This is a genomic window from Aeoliella sp. (assembly GCF_965227375.1).
Classification (GTDB): domain Bacteria; phylum Planctomycetota; class Planctomycetia; order Pirellulales; family Lacipirellulaceae; genus Aeoliella.
Genome location: NZ_CBDDFX010000001.1, coordinates 979456 through 1003448 on the forward strand (window position 1 = coordinate 979456; position 23993 = coordinate 1003448).

At 61.2% G+C, this 23993-nt stretch carries 20 protein-coding genes; 13 read left to right on the forward strand and 7 right to left on the reverse strand.

What is annotated here, in order from left to right; all coding sequences use genetic code 11:
- The first annotated feature begins 258 nt into the window (after window positions 1-258).
- Complete coding sequence (locus ACQK2L_RS03940) at window positions 259-1185, forward strand: YybH family protein (RefSeq protein WP_425395630.1); 927 nt, start codon at window positions 259-261, stop codon at window positions 1183-1185.
- Window positions 1186-1214: 29 nt separating this feature from the next.
- Window positions 1215-2762: a mu-protocadherin- cell-suface protein gene (locus ACQK2L_RS03945; protein ID WP_425395631.1), complete on the forward strand. Its 1548-nt coding sequence runs from the start codon at window positions 1215-1217 to the stop codon at window positions 2760-2762.
- A 25-nt stretch (window positions 2763-2787) separates the two neighbouring features.
- On the opposite strand, the gene ACQK2L_RS03950 is transcribed toward ACQK2L_RS03945, so the two are convergent.
- Window positions 2788-3381 carry a DUF4291 domain-containing protein gene (locus ACQK2L_RS03950; RefSeq protein WP_425395632.1) on the reverse strand — a complete coding sequence of 198 codons (594 nt, stop codon included), beginning with the start codon at window positions 3379-3381 and terminating at the stop codon, window positions 2788-2790.
- 307 nt (window positions 3382-3688) lie between these two features.
- Between ACQK2L_RS03950 and ACQK2L_RS03955 the strand changes: the two genes are divergently transcribed.
- The 3 genes from ACQK2L_RS03955 (at window position 3689) to ACQK2L_RS03965 (ending at window position 7536) form a co-directional block, all read left to right on the forward strand.
- Window positions 3689-4585, forward strand: coding sequence for a sulfide/dihydroorotate dehydrogenase-like FAD/NAD-binding protein (locus ACQK2L_RS03955; RefSeq protein WP_425395633.1), 897 nt, complete (start codon window positions 3689-3691; stop codon window positions 4583-4585).
- 36 nt (window positions 4586-4621) lie between these two features.
- On the forward strand, window positions 4622-6052 hold the full coding sequence (gltA, locus tag ACQK2L_RS03960; protein WP_425395634.1) for an NADPH-dependent glutamate synthase: 1431 nt from the start codon (window positions 4622-4624) through the stop codon (window positions 6050-6052).
- A gap of 263 nt (window positions 6053-6315) precedes the next feature.
- A complete protein-coding gene (locus ACQK2L_RS03965) occupies window positions 6316-7536 on the forward strand; it encodes an SDR family NAD(P)-dependent oxidoreductase (protein ID WP_425395635.1) in 1221 nt (406 codons plus the stop codon).
- 26 nt (window positions 7537-7562) lie between these two features.
- Here ACQK2L_RS03965 and ACQK2L_RS03970 read toward each other — a convergent pair whose 3' ends face one another.
- Entirely contained in the window at window positions 7563-8060 is a 498-nt protein-coding gene (locus ACQK2L_RS03970) for a polyhydroxyalkanoate synthesis regulator DNA-binding domain-containing protein (protein WP_425395636.1), read from the reverse strand.
- A gap of 218 nt (window positions 8061-8278) precedes the next feature.
- Between ACQK2L_RS03970 and ACQK2L_RS03975 the strand changes: the two genes are divergently transcribed.
- The 8 genes from ACQK2L_RS03975 to ACQK2L_RS04010 all read left to right on the forward strand — a co-directional run bounded on the left by ACQK2L_RS03975 (window position 8279) and on the right by ACQK2L_RS04010 (window position 19442).
- Window positions 8279-8710 (forward strand): hypothetical protein, encoded by a 432-nt coding sequence (locus tag ACQK2L_RS03975; RefSeq protein ID WP_425395637.1) that lies wholly within the window; start codon window positions 8279-8281, stop codon window positions 8708-8710.
- A gap of 169 nt (window positions 8711-8879) precedes the next feature.
- A complete protein-coding gene (gene nifJ / locus ACQK2L_RS03980; RefSeq protein ID WP_425395638.1) occupies window positions 8880-12461 on the forward strand; it encodes a pyruvate:ferredoxin (flavodoxin) oxidoreductase in 3582 nt (1193 codons plus the stop codon).
- A 2-nt stretch (window positions 12462-12463) separates the two neighbouring features.
- Window positions 12464-13483, forward strand: coding sequence for a dihydroorotate dehydrogenase-like protein (locus tag ACQK2L_RS03985; protein WP_425395639.1), 1020 nt, complete (start codon window positions 12464-12466; stop codon window positions 13481-13483).
- Between the two features lie 29 nt (window positions 13484-13512).
- On the forward strand, window positions 13513-13953 hold the full coding sequence (locus ACQK2L_RS03990) for a hypothetical protein (protein ID WP_425395640.1): 441 nt from the start codon (window positions 13513-13515) through the stop codon (window positions 13951-13953).
- On the forward strand, window positions 13950-15041 hold the full coding sequence (gene phaC / locus ACQK2L_RS03995) for a class III poly(R)-hydroxyalkanoic acid synthase subunit PhaC (RefSeq protein ID WP_425395641.1): 1092 nt from the start codon (window positions 13950-13952) through the stop codon (window positions 15039-15041). Before ACQK2L_RS03990 ends, phaC begins: the two co-directional genes overlap by 4 nt.
- A 72-nt stretch (window positions 15042-15113) precedes the next feature.
- Window positions 15114-16646 (forward strand): acyl-CoA carboxylase subunit beta, encoded by a 1533-nt coding sequence (locus ACQK2L_RS04000; protein WP_425395642.1) that lies wholly within the window; start codon window positions 15114-15116, stop codon window positions 16644-16646.
- 18 nt (window positions 16647-16664) lie between these two features.
- Entirely contained in the window at window positions 16665-18656 is a 1992-nt protein-coding gene (gene accC, locus ACQK2L_RS04005; RefSeq protein ID WP_425395643.1) for an acetyl-CoA carboxylase biotin carboxylase subunit, read from the forward strand.
- A 21-nt stretch (window positions 18657-18677) separates the two neighbouring features.
- On the forward strand, window positions 18678-19442 hold the full coding sequence (locus ACQK2L_RS04010; protein ID WP_425395644.1) for an enoyl-CoA hydratase-related protein: 765 nt from the start codon (window positions 18678-18680) through the stop codon (window positions 19440-19442).
- Window positions 19443-19448: 6 nt separating this feature from the next.
- Here the strand turns inward: ACQK2L_RS04010 and ACQK2L_RS04015 are convergent, their stop codons facing one another.
- From ACQK2L_RS04015 to meaB, 5 genes are all read right to left on the reverse strand, one after another.
- The gene (locus tag ACQK2L_RS04015; protein ID WP_425395645.1) at window positions 19449-20582 is read right to left on the reverse strand and encodes a sodium ion-translocating decarboxylase subunit beta; all 1134 of its coding nucleotides are present in this window, start codon (window positions 20580-20582) and stop codon (window positions 19449-19451) included.
- 7 nt (window positions 20583-20589) lie between these two features.
- Window positions 20590-20970, reverse strand: coding sequence for an acetyl-CoA carboxylase biotin carboxyl carrier protein subunit (locus ACQK2L_RS04020; RefSeq protein WP_425395646.1), 381 nt, complete (start codon window positions 20968-20970; stop codon window positions 20590-20592).
- Entirely contained in the window at window positions 20967-21344 is a 378-nt protein-coding gene (locus ACQK2L_RS04025; protein ID WP_425395647.1) for an OadG family transporter subunit, read from the reverse strand. Before ACQK2L_RS04025 ends, ACQK2L_RS04020 begins: the two co-directional genes overlap by 4 nt.
- The gene (locus tag ACQK2L_RS04030) at window positions 21341-22894 is read right to left on the reverse strand and encodes an acyl-CoA carboxylase subunit beta (RefSeq protein WP_425395648.1); all 1554 of its coding nucleotides are present in this window, start codon (window positions 22892-22894) and stop codon (window positions 21341-21343) included. The genes ACQK2L_RS04025 and ACQK2L_RS04030 overlap by 4 nt, the downstream gene beginning before the upstream one ends.
- An 86-nt stretch (window positions 22895-22980) precedes the next feature.
- Window positions 22981-23991: a methylmalonyl Co-A mutase-associated GTPase MeaB gene (gene meaB / locus ACQK2L_RS04035; protein WP_425395649.1), complete on the reverse strand. Its 1011-nt coding sequence runs from the start codon at window positions 23989-23991 to the stop codon at window positions 22981-22983.
- Window positions 23992-23993: the final 2 nt, after the last annotated feature.

Sequence of the window (23993 nt, forward strand, 5' to 3'; positions counted from 1 at the left end):
CTCAACTCCGTTGCGGCGAGCTCCCCGAGGTCACAGCGACCATGCAGGTTGGTTTGATTGTTCCCAATCGGACCGCTGGGTGCACTTCTGCCCCTCCCATTTTTTCTGCCCCCAACTGTGGGGAAGAAGTTGGTGTCGGGTAGGGAATGGTGGTATGATTCCCATAAGTTACCCTCTCGCGAAGTAGCAGGAAGCAAGCGAGCATACACGGCGAACAACCTCGCGCTTACCTTTATCTTCTCAATCGGAGCAATTGCCATGCGATACTTCCTGCTGACCGCGTTGGCGGTCGGTGTGGCTGGTTCTTGGACCTCGTGCGTAGTAGCTCAAGACACAGCAACTGACCCGCCTCAGGCCGAAGCTGCTGATGATGGGACGGCCGATATTCGCAAGTCCATCGACTCGTATGTCGAAGCTTTCAACGCCGGCGACGCCAAAGCGCTAGCCGACCACTGGACCGAGCAAGGCGAGCTGGAGAACGAAGCCGGCCAGATGATCAAAGGTCGCGAAGCACTGGTCAAGGCATTCACGAGCTACTTCGAGTCGCGCGATGTGAAACTGGAGTTGGTGGAGTTCGACGTTGAGTTGGTCTCGCCCAACGTCGCCAGCGAAACTGGTATCGCCCGCGTAGTCACGGCCAATGCAGAACCCAAGGAACTCGAGTACCAAGTGGTGCATGTGAAGACCCCAGCGGGTTGGAAGATGGATCGAGTGGCCGAGCAACCAGCCGCGGCCGCCCCGCCAACGCACTACGAACAGTTGCAGGAACTGGAGTGGATGGTTGGTTCGTGGAGCAACACCAACGAAGGAAACTCCGTGGCGGTGAGCTGCCGTTGGACCACGAACCAGAACTTTCTGGTGCGGACATTCCGCGTGTCGACAGGCGATGATGCTGCCTTCGAGGGCACGCAGGTGATTGGCTGGGACCCGCACACCGGCACGATTCGTTCCTGGTTGTTCGACTCCGACGGTGGCTTTGGTGTGGGTCGGTGGACCGCGAGCGAGGGTCGTTGGACCGTGGCGACGCTAAACATCCTGCCCGACGGCCGGCGTGGATCTTCGACGAACGTCTACGAGCTCATCGACGAGAACACCATGCGTTTCAGTTCAGTCGGCCGACAAGTGGATGGCGAGTTGCTACCCAGCATCGAACCGACCACGATCGTCCGCTCCGCGTCCGAATAAGCCGACTCCTCTAACTCGCCGAGGCTGAGATGAAACGTTCATTAACCTATTTGGTTGTCGCCGCAATCGCGATCACACTCACCGTATCCGATGCCTACTCGAGAGGTCGCGGAGGTGGAGGCCGTGGAGGGGGAGGTGGTGGCGGCCGCGCGCCGTCGATGTCGCGTGGCGGTGGCGGTGCTGCCCGCACTCCATCGATGAGCCGCGCCGCGCCACGACCACAGGCGCGCCCTTCAGCAAGCCGACCCAACTACAGCCGGCCCAGTCCGAGTCGACCTAGTGCCAGTCGGCCCAACTACAGCCGGCCCGATGTCAGCCGACCAAGTACCCGCCCGAACACCAGTCGGCCTAACACCGGCCGACCCGACATCTCGCGGCCCAATACGGGTGGAACGACTCGGCCGAATGTAAATCGCCCGAGCACGCGCCCGAACGTGGATCGTCCCAACGTTGGCGGAGGAAATCGTCCGTCCACTCGTCCCTCGAATCGTCCTTCCCGGGGCGACCTGAACGACTTCCTGGACCTACCCGGTCGGCCCACGACGCGACCTGGTAATTCGAATCGACCGACCACGCGTCCAGGCACGGGCGTTCGTCCTGGTGACCGCCCCAACTTCGAGCGACCCGACTTCGGCAATCGTCCGAACGTTGGTGACCGCCCCGGCCCCGGCAATCGCCCTGGCGATGGCGACCGCCCCGGTCGTCCAGATCGCCCCGACATAGGCAATCGTCCTGGCGGTGGAGACCGACCCGGACTTGGTGACCGACCTAACATTGGTGACCGACCCGGTGATCGACCTGGACCGGGTAACCGCCCTGGCAATCGACCGGGCGACCGACCTGACATCGGCGACCGTCCTGGAGATCGTCCTCGGCCTGGGGATCGACCGAATCGGCCGCCAAATTACGACCACGTTCGCGATCGTTGGCACAATCACCCGCGTCCACCGTTCAATCGGAATTGGTGGGGCAGGTACCCGTCCACCTTGCCGGGCTGGGGCTGGCACGCGGGATGGAATCGGTATCCCAACAATTGGTGCTGGCGGCACGCCGCGTGGCCTGCATTGGGCACTTGGTTCGTTTGGAACTGGAACCAGCCGGTGGTGTACGACTACGGCACCAACGTCGTGTACCGCGATAACTACGTGTACGTCGACAACCAGCAGGTCTGCACTACGCAGCAGTACTACGATCAGGCGGTAGCGATCGCCGAAAGCGTGCCAGCCGATCCGCCGGCCGACGTGGAGTGGATGCCGCTAGGCGTGTTCGCCATTGCCGAGCAAGGCGGTGTCGACAACGGTATGCTCATCCAGTTGGCCGTTACCAAGGAAGGCGTGATTGCCGGCACGTTTTACAACGACGCCACCAGCGATGGCCGGCCGCTGGAAGGGATGGTCGACCGCGAATCGCAACGCGCAGCGTGGACCTTCGCCGATGGCAAGAATACCGGCATCGTGATGGAAACGCCCATCTACAACCTGACGCAAGACGAAACCACCGCTCTGGTGCACTATGGCGAAGCGGAAACGCAAACCTGGGTGTTGGTCCGCTTGCCACAGGAGGACGGCGAGAACTAGGCGTCCACAACCGATTCACCAAAACTCACGGCATCGCGAGTCGCGATGCCGTGAGTGAATCGAATTCGTAAATCCGCTCCGGTGGAAGCAAACGCTTGGCCCGGTCGCGATGACCTTCGTCGCGGAGCTTGCGGATCTTGTTGACCGTCGGCGTGAGGTCGCGTAGTTCCACAACCCACTCCTGCACGTACTCGGCGATCACGTGGCGGCTCAGCCCGACCTGGATCGACCGGTGCTCGAGCTTCTTGCCATTCAGCGAGCGCTCGGGGTCCCACTGCACGTGGACTTTTGCCTCGTCGAACGCCGAACGCCAGGCATCCGGAGTGCCGTGCACTTGGGGATGGAACGAAGTGAGCACCGCCTGGCCAAGGGCCATTTCCCAGCCAGCGCGCTTCATCCGCACCGCCAGAATGCGCTCCTGCTGTGGCTTCCGCGCCCAGTTGCTCCGCTCCATCAGCCACAACAACGATGGTTTGATCCAGGTCATCCTGCCCAACGAAAACGGCGGGACAAACCGGCCAGCGGCGACCGCCGCATCGGCGATCTGCGGACTAAAGGCTTGATAGACGACAATCGTGTCTTGATCGTAGTCGGCACGGATTTGGTGGTAAGCGGTCATCTTGTTGGCCTGTTGTTTCTTCGGTTGGTTGCCAACAGGGACGTAGGGCGGTTCGCTTGGGTTCGGTCCGTTAGCCGCTAATGGGCGGATACGCTCAGCGGAGTTGGTGTGTGCACACCAGCGGCACCGTATTGGCGTGCGATTCTGACTCAAACCCCGGAGAATAGCCCCTTCTGGGTTTGTCCCAGTGGGTAAAAAGATGGGCACGTCCTTTGCAAAGCAAGCGGTGTGCTTCGTTCAGTCGGCAGTAAGAGCGGAGCAAGTTGGACGAACTCCTCACCAGCATTCACAGGCAAACGACTTTTCCATGTTCGCCATCGTCGAAGCAACTTTCCTGGCGCCCGATGTCAAGCGGTTCCGCATCGAGGCACCCCGAGTAGCTCGTAACCGCCAAGCCGGCCAGTTTGTCATCGTGCGGGTAGAAGCCGAGCACGGCGAGCGAATTCCGCTGACCATCGCCGATTCGGACCCCACCGCGGGCACGATCACCATCATCGTGCAGGGTGTCGGCAAGACGACCAAGATGCTCAACCGCCTCGAGGCCGGCGACAGCATCCCCGACGTGGTCGGGCCGCTGGGCGAGCCATCCGACATCCAGAACTTTGGCACCGTGGTCGTCGTCGGGGGCGGAGTCGGCACGGCCATCGCCTATCCCACGGCCGTGGCCATGAAACAGGCCGGCAACCGCGTGATTGGCATCGTCGGTGCGCGGACCAAGGAGCTGTTGATCCTGGAAGAGGAGATGGCGGCCACCACCGACCAGCTGCACTTGATGACCGACGATGGCAGCTACGGCGAGCAGGGTTTTGTCACTCAGAAACTGCAACAACTCATCGACGATGGTGGCATCGACCACGTGCTCGCGATCGGGCCGATACCGATGATGGCCGCGATCGCCGAAGTCACACGGCCGCACGGCATCAAGACCATCGTCAGCTTAAATCCGATCATGGTCGACGGCACCGGCATGTGCGGCGGCTGTCGCGTCACGGTCGGCGGCGAGAGTAAGTTCGCCTGCGTGGATGGACCTGAGTTCGATGCCCACGACGTCGACTTCAAGATCCTCACGCAGCGCAACAAGATGTACCGGCAGCGGGAACAGCGGTCGCTCGATGAGTTCGAGATGACCACCCAACCGGAGCTCGGTCCCTGCCACTTGCAGGAAGAGCATCCCGAGGTGGGACCGCGGGTGGGCGGTGTTTAGCATTCCAAGCAAGGCGGATTAGTACGGGCGAACATCATGGCTGACCGACTTCCCCCCAAAGAACGAACCAAAATCCCTCGGCAGGAAATGCCCGAGCAGGATCCCCAGGAGCGAGCCTGCAATTTCCAGGAGGTGAACCAAGGCTTCGAGTTCGCGGTGGCCGAGAAGGAAGCGCAGCGTTGCCTAACGTGCACCGATCCCAAGTGCATGCATGGTTGCCCGGTGGGAGTGCAGGTCCGCGAGTTCGTCGACCTGGTGCTCGAAGGCGAGTACCTGCAAGCCGCGGCCAAAATCCGCGAAGACAACGTCCTGCCGGCGGTCACCGGACGGGTTTGCCCGCAGGAAAACCAGTGCGAAGGAGCCTGCATCCTCTCGAAGCGGTTCAGTTCGCTGGCGATCGGCCATCTGGAACGTTTCGTGGCTGACTACGAACGCTCGACCGGATTGGTAGGCCTGCCGGAACGCGCCGAGCTCACAGGGAAGAAGGTGGCCATCGTCGGCAGCGGCCCCGCGGGGCTGAGCTGCGCAGGCGACCTGTCGCTCAAGGGCCACGACGTCACCGTGCTCGAAGCGCTGCACGAGATCGGCGGCGTACTGGTGTACGGCATCCCCGAGTTCCGCCTGCCCAAGGACATTGTGCGGGGCGAGGTGGACAACATGCGGAAGATGGGCGTCAAGTTCGAGACCAACGTGGTGGTCGGCAAGACGGTCACCATGGACCAATTGTTCGACGAGGAAGGCTACGACGCGGTGTTCATCGCCACCGGCGCAGGACTGCCCAAGTTCATGAACCTGCCGGGCGAACACCTGGGCGGCGTTTACTCGGCCAACGAGTTCCTGACGCGCGTCAACTTGATGAAAGCCTATGACGACCAGCAGTCCGACTCGCCAATCTACGAATGCCGCGATCGCAACGTAGCGGTGATGGGCGGCGGCAACACGGCCATGGATGCGGTCCGCAGCGCGCTGCGGCTGGGGGCCAAGAACGCGTACATCGTCTATCGCCGCGGCCAGGAAGAAATGCCCGCCCGCGCCGAAGAAGTGCATCACGCCATGGACGAAGGCGTGCAGTTCATGAATCTGCACAACCCCGTAGAGTTCCTCGGCAACGACGAAGGCTACTTGACCGGCGTGAAGCTCATCAAGATGGAGCTGGGCGAACCAGACGACTCGGGCCGCCGGCGGCCAGTGCCGATGGAAGGCTCGGAGTTCGTCATGCCGATCGACGTGGCGGTGATCGCCATCGGCACCGGAGCCAACCCGCTGGTGCAAGCTTCGACGCCCGGACTCGAAACCAACAAGTGGGGATACATCGTGGCCGACGAGGCCACGCTGCGAACCACCCGCCGCGGCGTGTTCGCTGGCGGCGACATTGTCAGCGGCGCCGCGACCGTGATTTTGGCCATGGGAGCAGGCCGAACCGCCGCCCGATCGATCCACGAATACCTGACCACCGGAGAGTGGTAGTGAGCGATCGGGCACACCATGTGTTACCTTCCGGGCGAGCATTCTCGGCGTTGCGAGCCTAGCCAGCAGAACCGAACCAAGAATCGCCGTAACTTGTTGTTTCAGAAAGGTCTTGAACTTTACGCACTTGCAGCAATTGCGTCTCCGATTTGTGCCAATCGGAGTTGGGAGTTGGGATTCCGGGCACGGGTTTTGCTCCGCTCGTTTTAGTTGGCGGAGGCCTACGTTCGCACATCCCACACCATCAGGCAGGAGAGACCGACATGGCCAGCAAGGAGAAACCAGTCAATGTGTTTGCGGAGCTGATCAGCGCGCTGCGTGCAGCGGCCGATCAGAACATCGCCGCCCAGAGCCAGGTATTGGAGAGTTGGAGTCGGTACTTGCCCCGGGTGCAGCAAGGGGGCCCAGCGTGGCTGGCTCCCCTGCGTCAGTTGCATCAGGGTTGGGCCGATGCGGTCGTCACCCTGGCACGCAGTCAACAGGAGATGATCGACCAACAGTTCGACACGGCGATTAAATCGTTCGAGTCGGTTTGGACCAAACCCAAGGCAGCCGATGCAAGCCCAGCCCCAGCGGCTGTCGCCCAGCCGGTTGCCCAACCAGTGGTCGAACCTCCTCCATCCGTCAATGGAAGTAAGGCATCACCAACCCAGAGTGTTGAAGGCGACATGAACATTGCCCAACGAGTGGCTGTAGTTACCGGAGCGGCTGGCGGCATCGGCGCCGCAGTGGCCAAAGACCTCGCCCAGCGCGGCGCGCGTGCTGTAGTGATGGTGGACTTGAACGATGCGGTTAACGAAACCGCCAAAGCCATCAACAAGGAAGTGGGCCGCGATGTGGCCGACGCCGTGGTGGGCGACACCAGCGACCCGGACTTCCGCGCTCGGGTGTTCGACGATGCGGCCTCGCGTCACGGCATGGTTCGCATTTGCGTTCCGGCCGCCGGCATTACGCGCGACGCCCTCTCGGTTCGCGTGGACAAGGAATCCGGCAAGGCGTCGGTTTATCCGATCGAGGACTTCCGCAAAGTGACCGAAGTGAACCTGATCGCCCCGATTTACTGGGCGATGGAGATGCTCGCCCGCATTGCGGAGGATCGTCGCCGTCGCGGACTGAAGCGGTGGGAGCCCACCGAGGAGATGGAAGGCGCCGTGGTGTTCCTGGGGTCGGTTTCGTCCCAGGGCAACAAGGGGCAGATCTCCTACGCGGTAGCGAAGGCCGGCTTGGAAGGCGGCGCCGCCACGCTGATGAAGGAAGCCATCTTCCACGGCGTGCGTTGTGCCATCATCCATCCGGGCTTCACCGACACGCCGATGGCGCGAGCGTTGGGCGACGACTTCCTGAACAAGTACGTCCTGCCGTTCACGCAACTTCGCCGACTGATTCGTCCCGAAGAGATCGCCGACGCGGTCTGCTTCATGGTGTCGAACTCGGCGGTCAGCGGCGAACTGTGGGCCGACGCCGGTTGGCACCCGCCAGCCTAAAGGAGGTTTTTTGAGAGTAGGGGAGTTTAGTCCTGTTCTTCCAGTCGACGTAAGCGTTCATCCATTTGATGAAGCTGGTCGCGTAGCGACGGATCGTCGCTGGAAGACGGGGCGGGGCGGTCCTCGCCCGACATCGGTGCAATGGTGTCCAGCCACGTTTGCAACCAATGGATCGGCTTGCTGAGGGTGGCTGAGCTGGGATTGTGTTTGTGCAAGTATTCGAGGTAGGTAAGCGAATGTCGGAAGTAGTCGCGCAGAAAGCCCGACATGGCGTCGTTCGAACGCAGGATGAAGTGGAGCATGTCCGTAGGAAACAGCTCCATTTTGTCGGGATGTCGTTCGGCGATAATCTGCGTGAGCACCGACCGCGTGAGTTCTTCGCCGGTTTGGCTGTCGCGAATTTCGACAGTCTGACCGTCCTGAATCATCTCCTCGATCTCTTGCAGCGACACGTACTTGCTCAGCTGTCGCGCGTAGTAGCGGCGGTTAGGGTACCGTTTGATTTGAACGCGAGAGTCGGACATCGCAATGATCGCCTTCGATCGGTTGGAGGTGGATCGTTGTGGCGGTGGGTTACCCAATTGTAACACCAGATGAAGAAGGAATCAGTAAGGCGGTGCAAAAGATTGGCAGTGTCCAAGCGACTTAGGCGCGCCGAACGGAAGCATGTATCGAATTGGTGCGTGAGCAACGGTTGCCATGCCCGGGTTGAACATGAAATAGCGTGAAAGGAGGTAGTTCGATGACTACCACGATGCCAGCCAACGTATTCGACGACGTTTTCAAGAACTTTCGGAAAGCGGCGGAATCGAACCTGAAGATGCAGCAGGAGATGTTCCGCCAATGGGGCGCCCTATGGCCCGGCTTCCCCACCCCGCAGGCGGCTTGGGTGGAGAAAGTCCGCGACTTCCAGCACCAATGGGTGACCACCATTTCGGACCTCGCCCGCAAGCACCGCGATACGCTCGACAAGCAGTATCAAGCGGCGCTGGAATCGATGGAAGAGGCTCTGCGAGTGGCCGAGTCGAGCAATCCCGAAGAGTTCCGCGTGCGGACCGAACAGTTGTTCCGCAAGACCTTCGATTGCGTACGCGAAATCTCGGAAACTCAAATGAACGAGTTCCAGGAGGCCGTGAACAGATGGAGTGAGTTGACGACCAAGATCGGTAAGTAATCCGATTTGCGGGGGGTGCACAGGTGAGCCCATCCGCCTCCGCTTGGGTGTGCAAAACGTCTGGCACCTCCCGTGTCAATTCCCGCCAAGTGAAGTAACCGTGTACCACGGTGCCGGCCAGGGGCTGCATCGTGATAACTATACTCATTGCAAGAAGGAGTTGTGTCCTGTGAGTGCAACGAAGTTTGTTACTGTCGATGGAAACGAAGCAGCAGCCCATGTTGCCCACTTGACCAACGAAGTGATTGCGATCTATCCAATCACACCCGCTTCCCCGATGGGAGAGCTTTCCGACGCCTGGTCGGCGCGCGGCCGCGAGAACATCTTCGGCACCGTGCCCGACGTCATCGAGATGCAAAGCGAAGGGGGGGCAGCAGCCGCAGTGCATGGTGCCCTGCAGGCCGGGGCACTCTCGACCACCTTCACGGCCTCGCAGGGTCTGTTGTTGATGATCCCCACCATGTACAAGGTGGCCGGCGAACTCACTCCCACCGTGTTCCACATCGCCGCCCGATCGCTGGCAACGCATGCCTTGTCGATCTTCGGCGATCATGCCGACGTGATGTCGGTGCGGCAGACTGGCTGGGCCCTGTTGGCTTCCAACTCCGTACAGGAAGCGCACGACATGGCCATGATTGCCCAGGTGGCCACGCTCAAGTCGCGCGTTCCCTTTCTGCACTTCTTCGACGGATTTCGCACTTCGCACGAAGTGAACAAGATCGCCCAGTTGCCGATCGAAGTGGTCCGCGAAATGACTGACCAGGACCTGGTCCAGGCGCATCGCGACCGGGCGATGAACCCCGACGCGCCCATCCTTCGCGGCTCGGCTCAGAACCCGGACGTCTACTTTCAGGCCCGCGAAGCCATCAACCCGTACTACACGGCCGTGCCGGGAATCGTCCGCGAGGCAATGCAGAAGTTCGCCGAGCTTACCGGCCGAACGTACAACCTGTTCGACTACGTCGGCGCGGAGGACGCCGGGCGGGTGATCGTGATGATGGGCTCGGGCGTGGGCGCCACGGAAGAGGCCGTGCATAAGCTCACTTCACAAGGCGAAAAGGTCGGCGTGCTGAAGGTCCGCCTGTACCGCCCGTTCGATGTACCGTCATTCCTCGAAGCGCTTCCCCAGTCGGCCAAATCGATCGCGGTGCTCGACCGCACCAAAGAGCCGGGCGCGATTGGCGAGCCGCTGTACCAGGACGTTGTAACCGCACTGGCCGAAGGCGGCCGGCTGCAGGATGTGCCCACGCTGATTGGCGGTCGGTACGGACTGTCGTCCAAGGAGTACACACCCGCCATGGCGGCCAGCGTGTTCGAGGAGTTGAACGTCGCCGAACCAAAGAAGCACTTCACCGTCGGCATCATCGACGACGTGACCAACCTTAGCCTGAAGTGGGACCCCGAGTTCTCCACCGAGCCGGACGACGTGATGCGGGCCGTGTTCTATGGGCTGGGCAGCGACGGCACCGTCGGCGCGAGCAAGAACTCCGTAAAAATCATCGGCGAGAACACCGACCAGTTTGCCCAGGGCTACTTCGTGTACGATTCGAAGAAGTCGGGCTCGGTCACTGTGTCGCACCTGCGGTTCGGCCCCCGCCCGATCGACTCAACCTATCTGATCGATCGCGCGAACTTCGTCGCTTGTCATCAGTTCAACTTCCTGTCGCGAATGGACGTGCTGAAGGTGGCCGAGCCAGGAGCGACGTTCCTGCTCAACAGCCCCTACGGTCCCGACGAAGTGTGGGACAAGCTGCCCAAGGAAGCCCAGCAGCAGATCATCGACAAGAACTTAAAGTTCTTTGTGGTCGACGCCTACAAGGTGGCTCGCGAAGCGGAAATGGGTTCGCGGATCAACACGATCATGCAAACCTGCTTCTTCTCGTTGGCCAAGTTGCTGCCTGGCAACGAAGCGATCGAGCACATCAAGACGGCCATCAAAAAGACCTACGGCACGCGCGGCCAGTCGGTCATCGATCGCAACTACGCCGCCGTGGACGGGGCGCTCAGCGCCTTGTGCGAAGTGGCCGTGCCCAGCCAGGCCACCAGCACATCGCACCGCGAGGCGTTGGTTGCCAGTGGCGGCTCGGACTTTGTCCAGCGGGTGACTTCGATGCTGATCGCCGGCTTGGGCGACCTGTTGCCGGTGAGTGCTATGCCGATCGATGGCACGTTCCCCACCGATACCGCGCGGTTCGAGAAACGCAGCATCGCCCAGGAAATTCCGATCTGGGATCCGGACATCTGCATCCAATGCGGTTTGTGCGCGCTAGTTTGCCCGCACGCGGCCATTCGCACGAAAGCCTATCCTGCAAGCTCCTGCAACGGCGAAGCGCCGCCCGACTTCATGTCGCGGCCGTGGAAAGGCAAGGAACTGCCCGACCATCTGGTCACCATCCAAGTCGCGCCCGACGACTGCACCGGCTGCGGTGTGTGTGTCGACGTCTGCCCGGCCAAGAGCAAGGAAGTGGTCAAGCACAAGGCGATCAACATGGAGGACAAGGACCCGCATCTGGAGCGCGAGCGGGCCAACTTCGATTATTTCCTCAGCCTGCCGGAAGTCGATCGCACGGCGGCGAAGATCGATACGGTCAAAGGTTCGCAGTTGCTGCAACCGCTGTTCGAGTTCTCCGGCGCCTGCAGTGGCTGCGGCGAGACACCGTACCTCAAGCTGATGACCCAACTGTTTGGCGATCGCGTGCTGATCGGCAACGCCACCGGATGCTCGAGTATCTACGGCGGCAACCTGCCGACCACGCCATACAGTCAAACGTCGGCTGGTCGGGGGCCCACCTGGAACAACTCGTTGTTCGAGGACACTGCCGAGTTCGGCCTGGGCTTGCGACTAGCGGTCGATCAGAAACGCGACTATGCCGAGCACCTGCTGAAGAAGTTTGCTTCCACAATAGGCGACGACCTAGTTGGCGACATCGTCCACGCCCAGTGTGCGGACGAGGCAGCCATCGCCACGCAGCGCGAGAGAGTGGACCAGTTGCGTTCGCGGCTGGCGAACTCGTCGGACGCCGACGCCAAGAAGCTGGCGGCGATTGCCGACGTGCTGGTGAAACGCAGTGTCTGGATCGTCGGCGGCGACGGCTGGGCCTATGACATCGGCTTTGGCGGTCTCGACCACGTGCTGACCACCGGCCGCGACGTGAACATCCTGGTGCTCGACACCGGCGTCTACTCCAACACCGGCGGTCAGATGTCGAAGGCCACCCCGCGTGCAGCCGTGGCGAAATTCGCCGCCGGCGGCAAACCGGCTCGCAAGAAGGACCTGGGCATGCTGGCCGTATCGTATGGCAACGTGTATGTCGCCCAGATCGCGATGGGGTCGAATCCCAATCAAACGCTCAAGGCCTTCCGCGAGGCGGAATCGTACCCGGGCGTGTCGCTCATCCTGGCGTACAGCCACTGCATCGCGCATGGCATCAACATGGAAACCTCCATGACGCATCAAAAAGACGTGGTGCAAACCGGTTTCTGGCCGCTGTTCCGCTACGACCCGCGGGAAGCCCACGCCGGGGCCCAACCATTCCATCTCGACAGCCGCAAGCCGTCCAAGCCGTTCAAGGACCTGGCGATGTCCGAGGCGCGGTTTGCCATGCTGGCCCGTACGAATCCCGATCACGCAGAGTTTCTGTTCAATCTGGCTCAGCGAGACATCGACGATCGTTGGCACTACTACGAGCAGATGGCCGGAGTGGAGCGTGAGGTAATGGACGAACTCATTGAAGTGGAGGTGGAAACATAGCCATGCTAGTCGATCTGCAAACCAAGTACCTTGGACTGACTTTGAAAAATCCTTTGGGAGTGGCCGCTTGTGCGCCGCTGACCGGCGATCTGGACATGCTCTGGCGTTTGGAATCCGCCGGCGCTTCGTGCGTGGTGCTCCCTTCGTTGTTCGAGGAGCAAATCGTGCACGAAGAGCTGGAGATCGCGCAACTGTACGATTACCAGACCGAGTCGTTCGCCGAGTCGCTCACCCACTTCCCCGAGTATCCGGACTATCACACGGGACCTGACGAGTACCTGCAACACCTCGAGTCGGCCAAGCAGGCGCTCTCGATTCCCGTGATTGGCAGCCTCAACGGTTCGTCTAACGGCGGCTGGGTTCGCTACGCTCGGGCGATCGAGGAAGCGGGCGCGGATGCGTTGGAACTCAACATCTACTTCATTCCGACCGATGCTTCGATGACAGCCGAGCATGTCGAGAGTCGGTATGTAGAGCTGGTGACCGAGGTCCGCAAGTCGGTGTCAATTCCGGTGGCGGTGAAGATCGGTCCCAACTTTACGAGTCTGCCGAACTTCGCCCGCAAGCTGGTGCAAGCCGGCGCCAGCGGCATCGTTCTGTTCAACCGCTACTTGGAGGCCGATATCGATCTGGACACGCTGGAGATCAAGCCCGACTTGATCCTTAGCAATCGGCATGAAGCGCGTGTGCCGTTGCGGTGGATTTCGATCATCCGCGACCAGATCAGTGTATCGCTGGCAGCCACCAGCGGCGTGCATCGCATGCAGAGCGTGGTGAAGCTGCTGTTGGCCGGAGCGGACGTCACCATGATGGCCAGCGTCTTGTTGATGAAGGGGCCGGAACACTTAACCACGATTCTCAAAGAAGTGGAAGCGTGGTTGGAGGAGAAAGAGTACCTGTCCGTTGAGCAAATGAAGGGGAGCATGAGCCGAGCAAACTGCCCTGACCCCAGCGCCCTGGAACGAGCCAACTACATGAAGGCCTTGCGCAACTACACACCGGAGGAGTACCTCCCGCACTAAGTTCCTGCTAAGCCGATGAGGAGTGGAAGGTGTCCGATCACGGCGACTCCTCCAACACGTTCGATCCGTTCTTTCGTCCCTTGATGGACTATTGGGCGGCGTATACTCGGCAACTGAACGAGGCGGCGGAGCTCGTTTCGCAAAGCGAAGGCACGGCCGACGAGGATAAGTCGCAGGACCGCGAATGGCTCGACGCGGCCAGCGAGAGCATCGATGCCTATCTGCGCAGCCCGTTGTTCTTGGGCCTGCTGAGAAACCATCTTAGTACGCTGATCGAACTGAAGCGGCAAAGCAACGCGCTGGGGCAAGTGTCCAATGCTTCCGGCGCGCAGGCGGAATCTGGCGGCGCGGACGAGATCGTCCGCCGGCTCGGAGAGTTGGAAGCGGTGCTGAACAGAAGCTTGGGTCGCATCGAGCAGCGACTCGAGGCGGTGGAGCAGAAGCTCGACAACCTAGAGGGGCCATCATGAAGCCCACCTTTCTCGACGCTCTGCTCGGCATGCAAGGTGACACCGAGCGACAATCGCTGCAGATGTGGGAGCATCTGCTGCAGTTCCCACGCGTTGTCCGCCCCATGCCACGCAGCGCCGCGACGTCGCATGAGGTGGTTTACGAAAACAACGTATTCCGCCTGCTGCATTACGAGGCCAAGTCGCCACGGCGCTATGCCGAGCCGGTGCTGGTCTGCTTTGCGCTGGTGAATCGTCCCTACGTGCTCGACCTGCCAAACGGCCGCAGCGTGATCGAGCGATTGCTGGAACGCGGACTCGATGTGTGGTTGATCGATTGGGTCGCCCCCACCGACGCCGACCACTCGCGGCGACTTGCGGACTACGTGTGCGACGCGATGCGCGAGGCGGTCGACCTGACGTTGCAGCGGACCGCGACCCCACAGCTTAACCTGCTGGGCTACTGCATGGGCGGCACGATGGCCACGCTCTACACTGCGCTGTACCAAGAGCAGGTTCGCAACCTGATCCTGATGGCCCCGCCCATCGATTTTCAGTCGGATGACGGACTCTTGAACCGCTGGGCGCAGGAGGAGTACTTCGATGTCGACAGCTTTGTCGATGTCTATGGCAACTGTCCCGGTTGGTTCCTCCAGTCCTGCTTCCAACTAATGAAGCCGGTGCAAAACTACATCGAGAAGTACCTGAACCTCCAGAATCGGATGGAGTCGGATGCCAGCCTCGAAAATTTCCTGGCCATGGAACGCTGGGCTAACGACAGCATCCCCATCGCCGGCGAGACGTTCCGCGACTTCGTCAAACTGCTGTACCAGCAAAACCAGCTGGTTGAAGGTAAACTTGAACTCCACGGCACGCCGGTGCGGCTCGATTCGATCCACTGCCCGGTGCTGCTGCTCACGGCCGACCGCGATCATTTGGTATCGCCCCGGTCGAGCAAGGCACTCCAGCAGCATGTAAGCTCCGAGGAATTCGAGTCGCTGTCCATCGATGCGGGGCACATCGGACTGGCGGTGAGTACCCGCTCGCACCAGGAGCTGTGGCCGCAGGCGTCGGAGTGGATTGCCGCGCATTCGACGGAGGTGACTTGACGACCGCGGACACTACCGCCATACCCATGTTGGCGTCATCGTGAACTCGAAACATCCAACCACACGACTGATATGCAAGACATCGTTCGACAACTCGAGGAAAAACGTGCTGCTGCCAAGATGGGCGGCGGACAGAAACGCATCGACCGCCAGCACGCCAAAAGCAAGCTGACCGCTCGCGAACGGATCGAATTGCTGCTGGATCCCGGCACGTTCGAAGAATGGGACATGTTTGTCGAACATCGCTGCGTCGACTTCGGCATGGACGCCGAGAGTATTCCCGGCGATGGCGTTGTCACTGGCTACGGCACCGTGAGCGGCCGCGTGGTGTTCGTGTTCAGCCAGGACTTTACCGTGTTTGGTGGCTCGCTGTCGGAGGCCCACGCCGAGAAAATCTGCAAGATCATGGACCACGCCATGAAGGTCGGCGCGCCAGTCGTCGGTCTGAATGATTCGGGCGGCGCCCGCATTCAGGAGGGCGTGGCCTCGCTGGGCGGGTACGCGGAGGTGTTCCAGCGGAACGTCATGGCGTCGGGCGTGGTGCCGCAGATCTCGCTGATCATGGGCCCTTGCGCCGGCGGAGCGGTCTACTCGCCGGCGATGACCGACTTCATCTTCATGGTCAAAGACAGCTCGTACATGTACGTCACCGGACCGGAAGTCGTAAAGACCGTAACGCACGAAGAAGTAACGCACGAAGAACTCGGCGGAGCGATCACGCACTCCACCAAGTCGGGCGTAGCGGATCGCGCGTTTGAGGACGACGTCGAGGCGCTCGCCATGCTGCGGCGGTTCATTAACTACTTGCCGGCCAACAACCGCGTGCCGCCGCCGCATCGTCCGTCGCCCGATCCGGCGAGTCGCGCCGAGCCGTCGCTCGACACGCTGGTGCCCGACAGTGCGACAACGCCGTACGACATGAAGGAACTGATCCTGAAGATCGTGGACGACACCGACTTCTTCGAGCTGCAGCCCGAGCATGCGAAGAACATCGTGGTTGGCTTCGCTCGCATGGAAGGTTATCCGGTGGGCATCGTCGCCAATCAACCACTGGTGCTTGCGGGCTGCTTGGACATTCGCTCGTCGATCAAGGCCGCCCGGTTCGTGCGGTTCTGCGATTGTTTCAACATCCCGATCCTCACGCTGGTCGACGTACCCGGCTTCATGCCTGGCACCGCGCAGGAGTACGGTGGCATCATTAAACACGGCGCCAAATTGCTGTACGCCTATGCCGAAGCGACCGTACCGAAGATCACACTGATCACCCGCAAAGCGTACGGCGGAGCGTACGACGTGATGGCCTCGAAGCACCTGCGGGGCGACGTGAATCTGGCGTGGCCCAGCGCTGAAATCGCAGTGATGGGCCCCAAGGGCGCGGTGGAGATCATCTTCCGAGAGGAGCGCGGCGACAAGGAACGAATCGAAGAGCTAACCGAAGAATACCGTACGAAGTTCGCCAACCCGTTCATCGCGGGCCGGCGTGGATACATCGACGACGTGATTACGCCTCGGCTGACCCGCGAACGGATTTGCCGCTCGCTGGCGATGCTGCGAGACAAACGCCTTGAAAATCCCTGGCGAAAGCATGGGAACATTCCCCTGTAGACGATACAGTCGTAGACAATGTTTAAGAAAATCCTGATAGCCAACCGCGGCGAGATCGCTTGCCGCGTGATCAAATCGGCCCAACGTATGGGCATCCGGACGGTCGCCGTCTATTCCCAAGCGGACCGCAACGCCCTGCATGTGGAACTCGCCGACGAGGCGGTGCTCATCGGACCTGCGCCGGTGGCGGAGAGCTACCTGGTGATCGACCGCATCGTCCAGGCCTGCAAAGACACCGGCGCCGAGGCGGTGCATCCCGGTTATGGTTTTCTGTCGGAGAACGCCACGTTTGCCACGGCGCTCGAAGAGGCCGGCATTGCGTTCATCGGTCCCAAGCCGCATGCGATTACCAGCATGGGCGATAAGATCACCTCCAAAAACCTTGCCATGGAGGCCGGCGTCAACACCATTCCGGGCTTCACTGGTGTGGTCCGCGACGCCGAGCACGCGGTGGACGTGGCCGGCGAGATTGGCTATCCCGTGATGCTCAAAGCGAGTGCCGGCGGTGGCGGCAAAGGCATGCGCATCGCCCGCGACGACCAGCAGTGCCGCGAAGGCTTCGAGCGAGCATCGGGCGAAGCGCAAACCGCGTTTGGCGACAATCGGCTGTTTATCGAGAAGTTCATCGAAGAGCCCCGCCACATCGAAATCCAAGTGCTGGCCGACGCGCACGGCAACGCCATCTATCTGGGCGAGCGGGAATGCTCGCTGCAGCGGCGGCACCAGAAAGTGATCGAAGAAGCCCCGTCGCCATTCCTCGATCCCGAAACACGCCAGGCGATGGGCAGCCAGGCCGTGGCGCTCGCCCGCGCGGTCGACTACCAGTCTGCTGGCACGGTCGAGTTCATCGTCGACAACGATCGCAACTTCTACTTCCTGGAGATGAACACCCGCTTGCAGGTCGAGCACCCGGTGACCGAGTTGGTGACCGGCGTCGACCTGGTAGAGTTGATGATCCGTATCGCCGCGGGTGAGAAGCTTCCACTTGGTCAGGATGACGTGAAGTTCGACGGCTGGGCCATCGAAGCTCGCGTGTACGCCGAGGACCCGTTCCGCAACTTCCTGCCGTCGATCGGCCGCCTGGTTCGGTACAGTCCGCCTACCGAATCGAATGCCGTGCGGGTCGATACCGGCGTGTACGAGGGGGGCGAGGTTTCCATGCACTACGATCCGATGATCGCCAAGGTGACCTCGCAAGGTCCGACGCGCGACTCGGCCATTTCGCATCTCCGCGAGGCACTCAACGAGTTCTGCATCCGTGGGGTGGCCCACAACATCAGCTTCCTCGCTGCGTTGGTAGACCACAAGCGATTCCGCGAGGGGCGGTTGAGCACAAATTTCATCGCGCAAGAATACCCTGATGGCTTTGATGCGACGCACGTGGTTCACGACGATCCGGCGCTATTGATTACCACCGCGGCGACGATTCACCGCCGCTACATGGACCGCGCCGCGAAGATCAGCGGCCAGATGCCCGGTTACGAGCGGGAGATTCACGACGATTGGGTAGTGGTGCTCGGCGGTGAGCAACACCCGGTGACCGTGAGGCCGCTGGAAGAAGGGGGTGGGCACGAGGTGTACTATGGCAATGCCCACTACCGCGTGCTGAGCGACTGGCAGTTCGGGCAGCCGATCTTCCGCGGCACCATCAACGGCAACTACATCTGCATGCAAGTAGAGCGGCGGAATATGATCTACCGGCTGTTCCACTGGGGTTCGCAAGTCGACGTCATGGTGCTCACCGCCAGGGCGGCGGAGTTGTTGTCGAGGATGGCTCCCAAGACGCCGCCCGATTTGACCAAGTATCTGCTGTCGCCAATGCCGGGGCTGTTGTCCAAGCTGCTCGTCGAGCCAGGCGTCGAGGTGAAAAATGGGCAGGACATGGCGGTGGTCGAGGCGATGAAGATGGAGAACGTGCTTCGCGCCGAGCGGGATGGCATCATCAAGACCACGATGGCCACGGTGGGCGATACGCTGTCGGTCGATCAGCCGATTCTGGAATTCGAGTAAGCCCACGATTTGCGAGGCATCATGGCGAGCGTTGAATACAGCATGGATGAGCGCGCGGTCGCTACGATTACGCTCAATCGAGACGAGAAACGAAACGCCCTGACCAGCGAGATGGGCACCCGACTGCTGGCCAGCTTCGAGCAAGCCGAGCAACAATCCGCCCGAGCGGTGATCCTGCGGGCGAACCCGGGCGTGTCGGTGTGGTGTGCGGGGCACGACCTGGCGGAGCTCGAACCCGACAACCTGCTGGAAGACAACACCACGCTGAAGGTCTGCCGGCACATGCAGTCGATGCCGGTGCCGGTCGTGGCGATGGTCGAAGGCAGCGTGTACGCCGCCGGAATGTTGCTGTTGGTTTACAGCGACATGGTGGTGGCCAGCAAGAACGCGGAGGTAGCCATCACGTCGAAGAAGCTCGGCATTCCACTCCCCGCCGAGCTGTACGCGTACTGGCTGCGTGTGATGGGACTGCACAAGGCCAAAGAGATGCTGTTCACCGCGGGCACGCTTTCGGCCCAGGATGCGTACGTCGCAGGCCTCTACAACCACGTGGTCGACGCGGCGGAACTGGAAGCGACAACCGAGAAGCTGGTGGAAAGAATGCTCGAGTGCTCGCCCGCGGGGATTTCCAACGCGAAGTGGCAACTCAACGCCCTCGCCGCGCAGACAGGCCTGGACGGCGAGCAGCAGGCCGAGTTCCAGCAGCGCAACGAGCAGCTACTCGCCAGTCCCGAAGTACGGGAGCGGATCACCAAGGTGCTCGACTCGCTACGCGCGGAGAGTTAACGAGGTTCAGTTGCCGTAGAGCCGAGCGATGAAGTAGCCCGCCACGACCGCGGTGCCGATCACACCGGCCACGTTGGGACCCATGGCATGCATCAACAGGAAGTTCTGCGGATCGGCCCGCTGCCCTTCGACCTGGGCCACGCGAGCCGCCATCGGCACGGCCGAAACACCTGCAGCGCCAATCAGCGGGTTGATGGGCTTGGACGAGAACAGGTTCATCAACTTGGCGATCAGCACTCCGCTGGCGGTGGAGATGGCGAACGCCACGATGCCCATCGCCAAGATCGACAGGGTCCGGCCCTGCAGGAAGGTGTCACCACTCATGGTGATGCCAACGCAGGTGCCAAGAAAGATGGTGACGATGTTAATCAACTCGTTCTGCGCCGCTTTCGAGAGTCGTTCGACGACACCGCTCTCGCGTAGGATGTTGCCGAGCATCAGCATGCTGATCAGGGCCGAAGCGGAAGGCACGATCAAGATGCAGATGATTAACGTGGCAAAGGCGAATATTAGTCGCTCGAGCTTCGTCACTTTTCGCAGCGACTGCATGCGTATTTTGCGTTCCTTCTCGGTAGTCAAGAAACGCATGATCGGCGGCTGGATCAGCGGCACCAACGCCATGTAAGAGTAGGCGGCCACGGCAATGGGGCCCACCAATTCGGGGGCGAGTTTGCTGGCGATGAAAATGGAGGTTGGTCCATCGGCTCCACCGATGATGCCAATCGACGCTGCTTCGTCGGGCGTGAAGTCTAACGCGCAGGCGCCGAGAAAGGTGATGAGCACACCCGCCTGCGCAGCAGCGCCCAGCAGCAGTGTTCGTGGATTGGCGATCACGGGACCGAAGTCGGTAAGCGCTCCAACGCCCAGAAAGATGAGCGGCGGATAGATCTCCAGATCGATACCCTGGCTGAGGTAATAGAACAACCCGCCCGCTTCGTCAGCAGTGGGCTCTTTGAGCAGGCCAGTCATCGGCAGATTGGCGAGCAAGGCGCCGAAGGCGATGGGCAGCAGCAGCATCGGCTCGAACTCTTTGGCAACTGCCAAAAAAACGAGCACACCGCACACCACCCACATGATGATCATCTTGTAGGTGACCGAGTCAAACGCCGTGAAGTCCAGAAACGCGTCAATGATCGTCATTTTGGTTTCAATTCATCTCGAGAAGCACATGGCCTTCGGTTACCGTGTCGCCTTCTTTCACTAGGATCTTCGAGACCTTGCCAGCCGAAGGAGCGGTGATGCGGTTCTCGACCTTCATCGCATCGAGCAGCATCAGCACCTGGCCTTGTTCGACCGAGTCGCCTTCCTTCACCTGGATCGTCTTCACCATGCCAGCCATCGGACTGATGATCACGCCTGGCGCTGCGGCGGCCGTTGGCCGAGCAGGCGCTGCGGCCGCTGGCGGGGCGATGGGCGACGAGGCGGCTGCGGGACGCGGAATGGCCGGCGCCGGAGCCGAGTCGTCGCTCAATAGTTCGACGGAAACGTCGTACGACTTGTCTCCTATCGTGATTCGAAGTTTCTTCATCGAAAGTCCTGTGGTTTAAGTGCGTGAGATGCGTGTATTTGCGAGCGACCCTGCAACGCCCAGGCCATGTCTTCGGGCGTGAGACCGCGTACGTGGACGATGCGGTGAGGCTGGGTGTACACAGCCGCCACGGCCGCAGCAATGACCAACAACTCTTCTTCCGGCAATCCATCTTCAGGAATGGGCGCGGGTGGTGCTTTGGCCTTGTTCTCTTTCAACGCAGCCAGAATTCGGCTGACGAGGGTGCTCATCAGCGCCAGGCTCGTGAGCGCAGCGAGCACTACCAGCAGTCCTACGACGACGAACTGCAGGAGTTCGCCCATCGAAGGCTCTTCGGAGAAAACGGCGACAGGTAGCCAGTAGCTATTGATCATAGCGGTATCAGACCGTGCTTCTTGGGCGGACGGGTTTCGCGCTTCCTGAGGGTGTTTCGCAAGGCCAGCGAAACAACCCCACGCGTTTGCGCGGGCGAGATCACGTCGGTGATCATGCCGTGCGACGCGGCCATGTAGGGCGAAGCAAAACGATCGCGGTATTCTTCGACGAACTTGGCCCGCGTGGCGGCGCGGTCGTCGGCAGCGTCCAGTTCGCGGCGATACAGCACGTTCACCGCTCCGTCGGCGCCCATCACGGCGATTTCGGCCGTCGGCCAGGCGAACACCATGTCGGCGCCTAGGTCGCTGCTGCACATCGCCAGGTAGGAACCGCCGTAAGCCTTGCGCGTGATCACGGTGATTTTCGGCACAGTGGCCGCCGAGTAGGCGAACAGCATCTTGGCCCCGTGGCGAATGATGCCGCCCTGCTCTTGGGCAACGCCGGGCAGGAAGCCGGGCACGTCGACCAGCGTTACCAGCGGAATGTTAAACGCGTTGCAGAACCGAATGAACCGCGCGCCTTTGTCCGAGGCGTCGATGTCGAGCGTGCCCGCCTTGACCATCGGCTGGTTGGCGATCAGGCCTACCACGGTGCCATCGATGCGCGCAAATCCAACGATCAGGTTCTGGGCGAAGTCTTTGTGAATTTCGAGGAACTGTCCGGGATCCACCAGTCGCTGGATCACCTCGTACATATCCATCGAGTCCTTCGGGTCCGCCGGGACGATTTCGTTCATCGTTGGATCGTCGTCCAGCAGGATGTTCTCGGGCGTGTAGTGCGGAGGGTTTTCCAGGTTGTTGGGCGGCAAGTACGACAGCAGGTCGCGGACCAGTTCCATGGCGTGCTGATCGTTGTCGGCCACAAAGTGGACGTTGCCGCTCAGCGTGGCGTTGGCCGCCGCGCTGCCGATCTCCTCCATGGTGGCTTCGACGCCCGTAGCGCCTTTGATGACGCCGGGGCCGCATATGAACATGTTCGCGTTCTCGCGCGTCATGATCAGAAAGTCCATCAGCGCGGGCGAGTAGGCCGCTCCGCCGGCGCAGTTGCCCGCGATCACTCCGATTTGCGGAACCGCGCCCGATAGTTGCACGTTTCGATAGAACACTTGCCCATAGCCGGAGAGTGACTCCACCGCTTCCTGGATGCGGGCGCCGCCGGAGTCGTTGATGCCAACGACCGGCATTCCGCCCTCGAGGGCGTAGTCCATCAGGTCGCAGATCTTTTTGGCGTGGCGTTGCCCCAGCGCGCCGCCACCAACGGTGGCGTCGTGGCTATACCCCGCGATTGGCCGGCCATCGACCCAGCCGACGCCGGTCACCACACCGTCGCAAGGCAACGACTTTTTCTCCATGCCAAAGTCGTGGCACGCGTGGTCGACATGCATGCCCCACTCTTGGAATGTGTCGGTATCGTAGAAGATCGACAGCCTTTCCCGCGCGGTCAGCAAGCCCTTGGCGTGCCGCTTGTCGATTCGCTCTTGTCCACCACCTTCGCTGGCCGTCTTGCGGCGCTGTTGCAGGTTGTCGAGTAACTGTTTTTCGATGGCCATGGTCTCTTCCTCAGCGCGAGTGCGCCAGTAGCGCCGCTAGCGCGTAATTGATAGTGCGTGGTGGAAAAACGTTTGGCTATCCCACGCTAAGTCTTGCCAACTTTCAGCCCACAGGCTTCCAAAATGCTCCGTGCCGCGGCCTCTGGCGCCAGGACACCATCGAGTACTTTGTTTTCGAGGTCTTCACGAATCTTGGCAACCGCCGGACTGTCGTGCACAGCATTGCGGAGTTGCTCATCCACAATGCTCCACATCCAGCGAGCACTCTGTCGACGACGGCGCTGCTCCACCAAACCCAGCTTCTTGGCCTTCTCGTGCCGCTGCTCGATGGCGTTCCATACCTCGTCGATGCTCTTGTGCTCCAGCGCACTGCAAGTCAGCACGGCGGGAGATTCGTCGGGTTGCGACGACAAGGCATGCAAGATGCGTTCCAATTGTCGGGCGGCGACCTCCGCCGGCTGGCGATTGGCGCCATCGGCCTTGTTGACCGCGATCACGTCCACCAACTCCAGCAAGCCGCGCTTGATGCCTTGTAGCTCGTCTCCACTGCCCGGCATCATCAGCGCCAGGAAGCAGTCGGTCATCTCCGCCACCATGGTTTCCGATTGCCCAACGCCAACGGTTTCGACCAGCACGACATCGAAGCCAGCCGCCTCGCAAATCAGCATCGTTTCGCGCGTCTTGCGGGCGACGCCGCCCAGTGTGCCAGCCGACGGCGAAGGTCGAATGAACGCATTCGGTTCAGCCGACAGGTGGGACATTCTGGTTTTGTCGCCCAGGATGCTGCCACCGCTCACACCGCTTGACGGGTCGACCGCCAACACGGCCACCTTGCGGCCCAGGCGCACCAAGTGCATTCCCAAGGCTTCGATAAACGTACTCTTGCCAACGCCTGGCGGACCGGTGATGCCTACGCGGATCGACTGGCCGGTGTGCGGTAGGATCCGGGTCATCAACTGCTCGGCAAGCAGTTGATGTTCCGAGCGGATGGACTCCACCAACGTCAGCGCCCGCGGCAACACCGCAATGTCCCGCGCAACCACGCCTGCGTAGTAATCCTCCAGGGTCAGCGCTTGGCGACGTGGTGACGATCCCATAA